This window comes from Mesorhizobium sp. M7A.T.Ca.US.000.02.2.1 (genome assembly GCF_003996995.1).
In the GTDB taxonomy this organism is placed as follows: domain Bacteria; phylum Pseudomonadota; class Alphaproteobacteria; order Rhizobiales; family Rhizobiaceae; genus Mesorhizobium.
In genome coordinates, this window is the sequence record NZ_RZTT01000264.1 from 1 (window position 1) to 8,695 (window position 8,695).

The 8,695-nt window shown below is 62.4% G+C and carries 11 protein-coding genes and 1 pseudogene; 7 read left to right on the forward strand and 5 right to left on the reverse strand.

The window, feature by feature from the left end; genetic code table 11:
* The 3 genes and pseudogenes from EOD15_RS22500 to EOD15_RS22510 form a co-directional block, all read left to right on the forward strand.
* A pseudogene (locus EOD15_RS22500) lies at positions 1-245 on the forward strand (ABC transporter permease); the annotation flags it as partial.
* A complete protein-coding gene (locus EOD15_RS22505; protein ID WP_127322054.1) occupies positions 242-1,228 on the forward strand; it encodes an ABC transporter permease in 987 nt (328 codons plus the stop codon). The pseudogene EOD15_RS22500 and the gene EOD15_RS22505, both read left to right, overlap by 4 nt.
* A gap of 2 nt (positions 1,229-1,230) precedes the next feature.
* Positions 1,231-1,776 (forward strand): gluconokinase, encoded by a 546-nt coding sequence (locus EOD15_RS22510; protein WP_127322053.1) that lies wholly within the window; start codon positions 1,231-1,233, stop codon positions 1,774-1,776.
* On the opposite strand, the gene EOD15_RS22515 is transcribed toward EOD15_RS22510, so the two are convergent.
* A complete protein-coding gene (locus EOD15_RS22515) occupies positions 1,771-2,922 on the reverse strand; it encodes a hypothetical protein (RefSeq protein ID WP_127322052.1) in 1,152 nt (383 codons plus the stop codon). The genes EOD15_RS22510 and EOD15_RS22515 overlap by 6 nt on opposite strands.
* Before the next feature lie 218 nt (positions 2,923-3,140).
* Positions 3,141-4,046 carry a LysR family transcriptional regulator gene (locus EOD15_RS22520; RefSeq protein ID WP_127408833.1) on the reverse strand — a complete coding sequence of 302 codons (906 nt, stop codon included), beginning with the start codon at positions 4,044-4,046 and terminating at the stop codon, positions 3,141-3,143.
* Positions 4,047-4,164: 118 nt separating this feature from the next.
* Here EOD15_RS22520 and EOD15_RS22525 point away from each other — a divergent pair, with 118 nt between their 5' ends.
* The gene (locus EOD15_RS22525; protein WP_127322205.1) at positions 4,165-4,587 is read left to right on the forward strand and encodes a DoxX family protein; all 423 of its coding nucleotides are present in this window, start codon (positions 4,165-4,167) and stop codon (positions 4,585-4,587) included.
* A gap of 43 nt (positions 4,588-4,630) precedes the next feature.
* Complete coding sequence (locus tag EOD15_RS22530) at positions 4,631-5,500, forward strand: NmrA family NAD(P)-binding protein (RefSeq protein ID WP_127322204.1); 870 nt, start codon at positions 4,631-4,633, stop codon at positions 5,498-5,500.
* A 104-nt stretch (positions 5,501-5,604) separates the two neighbouring features.
* On the opposite strand, the gene EOD15_RS22535 is transcribed toward EOD15_RS22530, so the two are convergent.
* On the reverse strand, positions 5,605-6,054 hold the full coding sequence (locus EOD15_RS22535) for an Rrf2 family transcriptional regulator (RefSeq protein ID WP_013530871.1): 450 nt from the start codon (positions 6,052-6,054) through the stop codon (positions 5,605-5,607).
* Positions 6,055-6,311: 257 nt separating this feature from the next.
* On the reverse strand, positions 6,312-7,298 hold the full coding sequence (locus tag EOD15_RS22540; protein WP_127322203.1) for a sulfate ABC transporter substrate-binding protein: 987 nt from the start codon (positions 7,296-7,298) through the stop codon (positions 6,312-6,314).
* A gap of 227 nt (positions 7,299-7,525) precedes the next feature.
* Here EOD15_RS22540 and EOD15_RS22545 point away from each other — a divergent pair, with 227 nt between their 5' ends.
* Positions 7,526-7,798, forward strand: coding sequence for an antitoxin (locus tag EOD15_RS22545; protein WP_127322202.1), 273 nt, complete (start codon positions 7,526-7,528; stop codon positions 7,796-7,798).
* Positions 7,799-8,197, forward strand: coding sequence for a type II toxin-antitoxin system VapC family toxin (locus tag EOD15_RS22550; RefSeq protein ID WP_127322201.1), 399 nt, complete (start codon positions 7,799-7,801; stop codon positions 8,195-8,197). It abuts the gene before it with no gap.
* Between the two features lie 15 nt (positions 8,198-8,212).
* Here EOD15_RS22550 and EOD15_RS22555 read toward each other — a convergent pair.
* Positions 8,213-8,695, reverse strand: a 483-nt coding sequence (locus tag EOD15_RS22555) for a TOBE-like domain-containing protein (protein ID WP_185929035.1), incomplete at its 5' end; no start/stop codon positions are given.

The following is an 8,695-nucleotide window of genomic DNA, read 5'->3' on the forward strand; positions in this document are numbered from 1 at the left end:
CCTATACGCTGTTTTCGATCGCAGCCGTGGTGCTCGGCGGCGTCTCGCTGTTCGGCGGCAAGGGCAGCGCCATCGGCGCCATCTTCGGCGCGCTGGCCTTCCGCACCATCGGCGACCTGTTGTTCGTCTTCGATTTCGATCCGCTCTGGCAGCCGCTGTTCCAGGGCGTTATCCTGCTGGTCGCCGTCAGCCTCGGCGCCTTCGCCCTTTTTCGGGTCCGTAACCGGCTGGAGTGGTTCCTGTGAGCGAAACGACGCTTGGCGGTATTGCCGGCCGCATGCCCAGATTCATCCGCCGCGCCGATCCGGCGGTGCTGACGGCCTTTGCCTGCATCGTTCTCTTGCTGTTCCTGGGCAGCCTCTATTCCAGAAGCTTCCTGTCGCCTGAATATCTTCTGCAGCAGCTCAAGGTGGCTTCGTTCCTCGGCGTCATCGCAACCGGCATGATGCTGGTCATCCTGCTCGGTCAGATCGACCTGTCGGTGCCATGGGCGGTGGCGGCGGGCGCCATGATGGCCTGCGCTGCGGCGGCGTACGGCCCGGTCGGCGTGGCGCTGGCCATTCCGTTCGGTATTTTCTGCGGCATGCTGATCGGCGTCGTCAACGGCATCGGCGTCGCCTATCTGCGCATCCCCTCGATGATCATCACATTGGCCACCAACGCTGTCGCGCAAGGGCTGATGGTGGTCTACACCGGCGGCTTCTCGCCGCAGGATTCGGCAACGGGCGCGATGCGCTACCTGGCGACCGGCTTCGCCATTCCGGGCGTGCCCAACGCGGTTATCATCTGGGCGCTGATCGGAGCCGCGATGGTATTCGTGCTGACCCGTACCAGCTTCGGCCGCACCGTCTACGGCATCGGCAACCGCGAACGCGCGGCCTATCTCTCCGGCATCGATACGCGGCGCGTGGTGATGATCGCCTTCGCCGTCTCCGGCGGGCTCTCGGCTTTCGGCGGCGTATTGCTCGCCGGCTATGCCTCCAAGGCGGCGCAGTCGATGGGCGACGCTTATCTGCTGCCGTCGATCGCCGCAGTGGTGCTTGGCGGCACCTCGATCCTGGGCGGGCGCGGCTCCTATCTCGGCACGGTCGCCGGTGTCATCCTCATCACGCTGCTGCAGTCCATCCTCTCCGTCATGCAGATGCCGGAGTCGGGGCGGCAGATCATTTACGGCGTCGTCATTGTCGCCATGCTGCTGCTCTACGGCCGCGCGCCGGCAAGCCGCTGACCGTGGACGGAGCGGCAGCACAGGCGCCGACGAGCGCCCCCGGCTCGGTGCCGGCCATCGTGGTTATGGGTGTCGCCGGCTGCGGCAAGTCGGCGGTGGGCATCGGGCTTGCCGCCGCTCTGGGCGTTGCCTTTATCGAGGGCGACAAGCTGCATCCGCCGGAAAACGTCGCACGCATGGCAAGCGGCGAACCGCTTACCGATCAACTGCGCGAAGGCTGGCTCAACGCGATCGGCGAGCGCATCGCGGAGTCGGTGGGCAGCGGACAGGGCGTGATTGCCGCCTGCTCGGCACTGAAGCGCAGCTACCGCGACCGGTTGAGCGGCTTCTGCCCGGAAATCGTCTTCCTCTATTTGAAGATCGACCCTGCCACGGCCAGGCAGCGTGTCGGCAGCCGCAAGGGCCACTTCATGCCGGCAAGCCTGGTCGACAGCCAGTTCGCCATCCTCGAGCCGCCGGTTGCGGAAGAGCGCGCCTTGACACTCGATGCGACACGCCCGGTCGGTGAGCTCGTCGCTGCCGCGGTCCGCCTGATAGGCCGGTCATGAGCCTTCATCTGTGCCGATGCCGGTGCCGTCCTGGGCCTCGGTCAGCCGCTGCCGGCGGGACCACGTCAGCATCTGCTCGGGGTAGAGCCTCAGCGCTTCCAGCAGGCGGTCGCGCTTGAGCAGGATGTAGTGCGCCTGCACGGCCATGTTCTTGGCGCCATCCCTGGCCATGTCCGTCGCCGGGGTGACAGACGCCTCCGGCGTCAACTCGGGGCTGAGCACGGCCTGGTACTCAATGAAGGGAACCACTTCGAAGGTCGACATGGCAAACAGGGCGGTTCGGCCCCTGGCGGCAAAATTCGCCGGCGCCGAGGCGAGATGCGTCCAGCCGCTTTCGCCCATGGCTGCCTCGGTGAAAGTCGTGCCGGCATGGACGGTGTTGGTCATCGTCACCACGCCATTCTGCTTCAGGATATTCTGGATGCGGATGGTGACCTGATAGGCGTCGTCGCGATCAAAGACGACCCGGCTTTTCAGGAACCGGTTTTCGACATTGACTAGCGGCGGGTTGAGGAGACGCAGGCCGAACGCGCTTTCGGAAATACCGTGGGTGTTGACGCTCACCTGATGCGCCTCGACACCGGCCTCGTATAGCGCGCGCTTGCCGATGATGGTCTGGGCGGTGAATTGATCGCACCAGAGGATGGCGCCGTGGCCGCGCTGCAAGGCCGACCGCAGCCCCTCCAGCCCCTCCAGCCGGATCGTCGGCGACCAGCGGCCAGCCACCAGATGTGCGGCAAGTTGCAGGCGGCGCCGATGGCGCGCCGCCAGCAATCCCTCGAACAGCTTGCGTGTATCGATGCCATCGCCAAGCACCGCGCGTGTCGCGGCCGCGTAGGCCGGGAATTCCTTGCGCATATGGCGCTTCAGGCGAACCCTCGATATGCGGCCGCAGATCGGCGCCCACCAGCGCACCGGCAGCGCCGCTGCCACCACGAGATAGAAGACGGACAGCAGGCCTTCCCGAAGGTCCTTGTTGGAAAAGCGGCGAAGCCGGCCGGGGTTAACCAGCTTGCGGCTGAAGAAGCGGACGTCCTCCGCCCGTTCCGGGACGAAGACGTCGGCGATGATTTCAGTACGGAAACTGGCTGCCGATGGCAGCTTGCGGGCGGCCTTGCGGGATTTTGCGAACCACCACAGCCTCATCGGTCCAGCCCGTTCTTCGACCCCCGCTTTACTGCGTCGGCTTGGGACGTGCAAGGTCATGTCCGCGCTCAAGACTTCTGCAAATTCCGCTTGCCCTATATCTGGGCCAGGCGCGTTGCTTACGTCATCGGCATCCGACACAAGGGGATTATCAGCTCTTTCGTGCAGCGCGAGCTGGCGCCCGTGACGCCGGATCGCTGATCGCTGACCGGCAGTCGCTATTCCATATACGGCGTCAGCACATCTTCGATCCATTTCATGAACGCGCGGACTCGGCGCGACAGATTGCTCCGATGTGCGACGACGAGGGACACGGCGAGCGGCCGGCGACGAAAATCGGGTATGATCTCGACAAGCGCTCCACTCTCCAAATATCGGCCAATGCCCAAAAGTGGCGCCTGAATCACACCAAGGCCGGCGAGGGCGGCGGCTTCGTAGGTCTGTGCGCTGTTGACGTGCAGCGCACCTGGCAACTGAAGCGTCGCGTAGCTGTCGCCGTCCGGATATTCCCATCCATAGGGTCTCGCGCCCAGCACCGTCGAAAAGTGAATTGTCCTATGTTCCTGACGCTGGAGATCATCCAGCGACCGAGGGACGCCATGGCGCGCCAGATAGGCGGGACTGGCAGCGTTGGCCATGCGCAACAGGCCCAACGGGCGGGCGATCAGCGTCTCGTCGCGAATGGGTCCAAGCCGCAATACACAATCGAACCCCTCTTGAACCAGATCGACTTGCCGGTCCGTACTCGGCACCTCCAGCTCCAATTGGGGGTGCGCCGCCATGAAATCCGGCAAGGCCGGCACGATCGTTGTGCGCGCCACTTCGGTCGGAAGGTCGACCCGCAAACGCCCGCGAAGTGCCACGCGATCGCCTGCGAACATCGAGTGCAGATCATCGACTTCAGCGAGCAGATCGCGGGCACGGGCATGAAATGCGCGTCCGTCTTCCGTCAACCGCACGCTGCGCGTCGTCCGGTGCAGGAGCCTGACACCGAGATCTTCTTCCAGCTTCCGGACCGCCGTTGAGGCTCTCCCCTTGTGGATGCCCAGGCTGTCGGCTGCGCGGGTGAAGCTCCCCATTTCCGCTACCGTTATGAAAATGAGGATGGGTTCGAGATTTTGCATTTTCGTGCCCCGGTATTGTTCCCCAAAAAGAGAACAGTCGGTTCATTTCCTCGGTGTTTATCACACCTGAGGGGCACAGTAAGCTCCGAATATGGGATCTCCCATCGGAGAATGACAAGTGTCCGAAACTGTGAACCCGCATCAGACACCTGAAACTATGACCTTGCATCGCGCCCTGTGGGCCGGCCGGATAATGAGCGCGCTTGTCGTTATCGCTTTAATGGCAGACGGCACTGTTCAGCTTTTCGCGCCGGCACGGATCGCGAGCATGTTGCAGGAAACCGGGTTCGCGATGGACCTGACGCGCGTCGTGGGTCCGATCATCCTCGCCTGCGCCATCCTCTACGCCATCCCGGTCACCGCCGTCCTCGGCGCGATCCTGGTGACGGGCTTTTTGGGAGGTGCCATCTGCGCCCATCTCCGCATCGGTGAGTTGGGATCGCCGTCGGAAATCATTTCCCTGCTTCTGGGCGCGATGACCTGGGGCGGCCTCTATCTGCGCGATCCCCGTATCCGGGCCATTCTGCCGCTCATCCATTGAACCAACTGGGGCAGTTCTGTCCCTCAACATCAGGAGAAAACACATGTTCTTAGTAATGGGAATCACCGGAAACGTGGGCGGCGCGACGGCAAGGCATTTGCTAGCGCAAGGCAAAAAGGTGCGCGCGCTGGTCCGCGACCGCGAGAAGGCGTTGAGCTGGGCGAACCGGGGCGTGGAGCTGGTTGACGGCGATTGGAATGATTCGGCAGCCATCGAGCGGGCGCTCGAAGGCGTCGAAGGCGCGTTCGTCATGCTGCCTCCTGTTTGGGCGCCTTCGCCCGATTACAAGGAAGCAAAGAGCGTGATTGCAAGCTATGTCGAGGCGCTCACCAAGGCAGCGCCGCCGCGAGTGGTTGCGCTTTCGTCGATGGGCGCGAACAGAACCAGCGGGCACGGGGTGATCGCGGCCTTGTCCCTTCTGGAGCAAGGTTTTCGCGACCTGACATCGCCAGTTGCTTTTGTGCGCGCAGGCGGATTCTTTGAGAATTTTCTTTTCGGGCTGCAGGTCGCGCAGGGCGGAACGCTGCCGGCTTTCTACAATCCGACAAATCGGAAATCGACAATGGTCGCGACGAACGACATCGGCGCGGAATTCGCGACGCTTTTGACCGGGCCAACGTGGTCAGGGCAGCGCATCGTCGAGCTTGGTTCGATGGTCAGCGCGGACGACGTCGCCGAGCAATTGGGCGAAGTCCTGAATCTCGACGTGAAAGCCTTTGCAATCCCGCGTGCAGGGTGGGCGGAAGCGCTCGAACAATTCGGCATCCCGAAGGGCCACAGCGGACCTGCCGAAGAAATGTACGAGGCCGTGAATGCAGGATGGATGGACCTCGGTGTGGCGGGTACGGAGCACGTAGCGGGTACGACGTCCGCACGGGCTGTATTCGAGGCTGCGTCAAATGTGAACGGGTAGGCCAAACTGTATGGGGTTCTCCTGTGATTTCGGGTGTTCGCAACCCGGGATTTGGAGAACTCCCTCCTTCATCTGTCTGAGCGCGGTCAGCTTGCAGTGGGTGGTTATATCTGCGACGTCAGCTCAACGGGGAAATCGTCATTGTCGGCGTCGCGCATGGCGGCAAGGCTGCGATTGTCCAGCACTTCGGCGATCGCCTGCCGCACCTCCAGCATCATGTGGCGGACCTGGCAGGTCGCCTCGTCGCAATCCTCGCAGCGCTGATACTGCGTGCGGCTGGCGCAAGGGATCGGCGCCAGCGGCCCATCAAGCACGCGCACGACATGGCCGATCTTGATTTCGGAGGCCGGCCGGGCGAGGCGATAGCCGCCTTCTTTGCCCTTGCGGCTCTGGACGAAGCCGGCATTGCGCAACTCGCCCAGAATGGCATCGAGGAATTTCTTCGGGATGTTGTTGGCCACCGCGATGTCATTGACGAAAGCCAATTGGCCGGCCGGCAGGCCGGACAGATGCACGAGGGCCTTGAGGCCGTATTTGCCTTTTTTCGTCAGCATGCCCAGATCAACCCATTGAAGCCCCAACCACTCGCATCTGGCGACTGTTTGTGTGCAAATAATGACGTTTTCGCCGCGCGATGATGTTTCGCGAAAACAAGCCGCCGGATTGCAGTTAGGCACAAACGCGTTGATTCTTTGTAGCGTTTTGCACTGAGAAGGCGGATATTCCGCTGATAACCAGGTTTTCGGCGTTCAAAACGAAAAAAGCCGGCAGGGCGCCGGCTTTTCCGTCAACTGCGCAGATATCGCGGCCTTCAGCGGCTGCCGTAGGTCTGGTCGAGCAGGCCGCCAGCGGCGAAATGCTCTTTCTGCACTTTGTCCCAGCCGCCGAAGACGTCTTCCACCGTCAGGAGCCGGATATCGGGGAAATCGGCCTTGTATTTCGTCGCCACAGCGGCGTCGCGGGCTCTGAGGCCGTTGCGGGCGGCGATGTCCTGGCCCTCCGGCGTGTAGAGGAAGTCGAGATAGGTCTTGGCCAGATCGCGCGTGCCGTGCTCGTCGGCAACCTTGTCGACGATCGCGACGGGGAATTCGGCCAGCAGGCTGACCGTCGGAGTGACCTGCTCGAACTTGCCGTCGCCATACTCCTTGCGGATGCCGCGCGTCTCCGACTCGAAGGTGATCAGCACATCACCGATTTCGCGCTGCACGAAGGTGGTGGTCGCGGCGCGGCCGCCGGTGTCGAAGATCGGCACGTTGTTGAACAGCTTGGTGATGAACTCCTTCACCTTGGCCTCGTCGCCCTTGAAGGCTTCCTTGGCGTAGGCGGTGGCCGCCAGATAGGTGTAGCGCGCATTGCCGGAGGTTTTCGGATTTGGGAAAATCACCTGCACGTCGTCGCGCACGAGATCGTTCCAGTCCTTGATATGCTTGGGATTGCCCGCGCGGACAAGGAAGGACGGCAGCGAATAGAAGGGCGAGGCGTTGTCGGGAAAATCCTTTTGCCAGTCGGCCGAGACGAGGTCCTTCTTGACCAGGAAGTCGATGTCGGTGACCTGGTTGAAGGTAACGACATCGGCGCCAAGGCCCTCGGCGATGGCACGCGCCTGCGCCGAAGTGCCGGCATGCGACTGATCGACCGTGACGCCCGGATGCTGCGCGATGAAGGCCTTGTTCACCTGCACGAACAGTTCGCGGCCGACGTCATAGGACGCATTGAGCAGTTTGTCGGCCGACCAGGCTTGGGAGGATGCAAGGAACAGGCCTGCGACGGTGGCAAGCCCGAGGAAAAATCGTCTCATGAAACAGGCTCCGATGCAATTTATGGTGGGACCATAGCCGGGGTGCGTGGTGTGCGACGAGGCATGCGCCGTAGGTTCGTGGCCTCATCGTAGGAAAATATGTCGCCTAAGTCGATGAATGTTGGAATTCTGTTCCAGGAGAATGCTACCTTGGTCGGAGTTTTTCTGCGCCTTGTTTTGCGGCGCTGCATGGCATATACAACAGGCATATACAAAAGAGCTGCAACATGCCCAAGAGCCGACATTCAACAACGCCGCCCAAGGAGGCGAAGCTGTTTCGCAACAACCGCAGCCAGGCGGTGCGCATTCCTGTCGAGTTCGAGCTTCCCGGCGAAAAAGTCCTGATCAGCCGGGAAGGCGATCGTCTTGTCATCGAGCCGGTTCGCAAACCTGGCCTCACCGCGTTGCTCGCCCAGTGGGCGAAAGAGCCGCCGCTCGATCCTGAAGACGACTTCCCCGAGATCTACGACACGCCAGTCAAATCCGAGGACATTTTCTAGATGCGGTTCATGCTGGATACGAACATTATCAGCGACATGATCCGAAACCCGGCTGGCAAGGCCGCGAGGGCAATGTCGCGCGAGGGAGATGACGCCGTTTGCACCAGCATCGTGGTCGCCTCGGAATTGCGATATGGCTGCGCCAAGAAGGGATCGGCCAAGCTGCTCAAGAAGGTTGAAGACTTGCTGGCCGAGATTCCTGTCTTGCCGCTCGATGTGCCGGTGGATGCCGAGTATGGCGGACTTCGCGCCGAGCTTGAAGCCGCGGGCCAGACCATTGGCCACAACGATCTTTTTATCGCCGCTCATGCCTGTGCATTGGGCACCACGCTGGTGACCGCCAACCCGGGAGAGTTCAACCGGATCAAGGGCCTGAAGGTCGAGAACTGGCTGGCGTAGCCATAGACCAGAGGATCAAGCCGCAGGAAAAAGCTTCCAGCGTCCGGGGCGGAACGCCACCCGGCTTTTCTGCGCTGCAGGGTGGTCGACGGGCAGTTCGATTTCGACCCGCTGGCGCTCTCCGCCTATTTCAAGCTCGACCCGGCGCGTGCCGGCCACGCGGCGGCTGGCGGCGACCGTGCCGGCGATGCAGCCGCTGCAGCCGTCCAGCAATTCGACATCGTGCGGGCGAAAGTAGAGCGTCGCATCGCCCGAGGGCTCGTTGGGCGCGGCAAGCCCGATCGGACGGTCGGCGAGCCAGATTTCGCCATTCTCGACCTTGACGGGAAGCGAGCTCGATTCACCGATGAAGCCGTAGACGAAGGGCGAGTTCGGCGTGTCGTAGATATCGTCGGCGGTGCCGACCTGCTCGATGCGGCCCTGGCTCATCACGACGACGCGGTCGGCAAGCTCCAGCGCCTCTTCCTGGTCGTGGGTGACGAAGACGGTGGTGTGGCC

Coding starts and splice junctions, on each gene's coding strand:
- EOD15_RS22550 (WP_127322201.1), top strand. CDS start 7,799: ATGCGGTTCATGCTGGATACGAACATTATCAGCGACATGATCCGAAAC.
- EOD15_RS22535 (WP_013530871.1), bottom strand. CDS start 6,054: ATGCTGACGAAAAAAGGCAAATACGGCCTCAAGGCCCTCGTGCATCTG.
- EOD15_RS22530 (WP_127322204.1), top strand. CDS start 4,631: ATGTTCTTAGTAATGGGAATCACCGGAAACGTGGGCGGCGCGACGGCA.
- EOD15_RS22545 (WP_127322202.1), top strand. CDS start 7,526: ATGCCCAAGAGCCGACATTCAACAACGCCGCCCAAGGAGGCGAAGCTG.
- EOD15_RS22540 (WP_127322203.1), bottom strand. CDS start 7,298: ATGAGACGATTTTTCCTCGGGCTTGCCACCGTCGCAGGCCTGTTCCTT.
- EOD15_RS22515 (WP_127322052.1), bottom strand. CDS start 2,922: ATGAGGCTGTGGTGGTTCGCAAAATCCCGCAAGGCCGCCCGCAAGCTG.
- EOD15_RS22520 (WP_127408833.1), bottom strand. CDS start 4,046: ATGCAAAATCTCGAACCCATCCTCATTTTCATAACGGTAGCGGAAATG.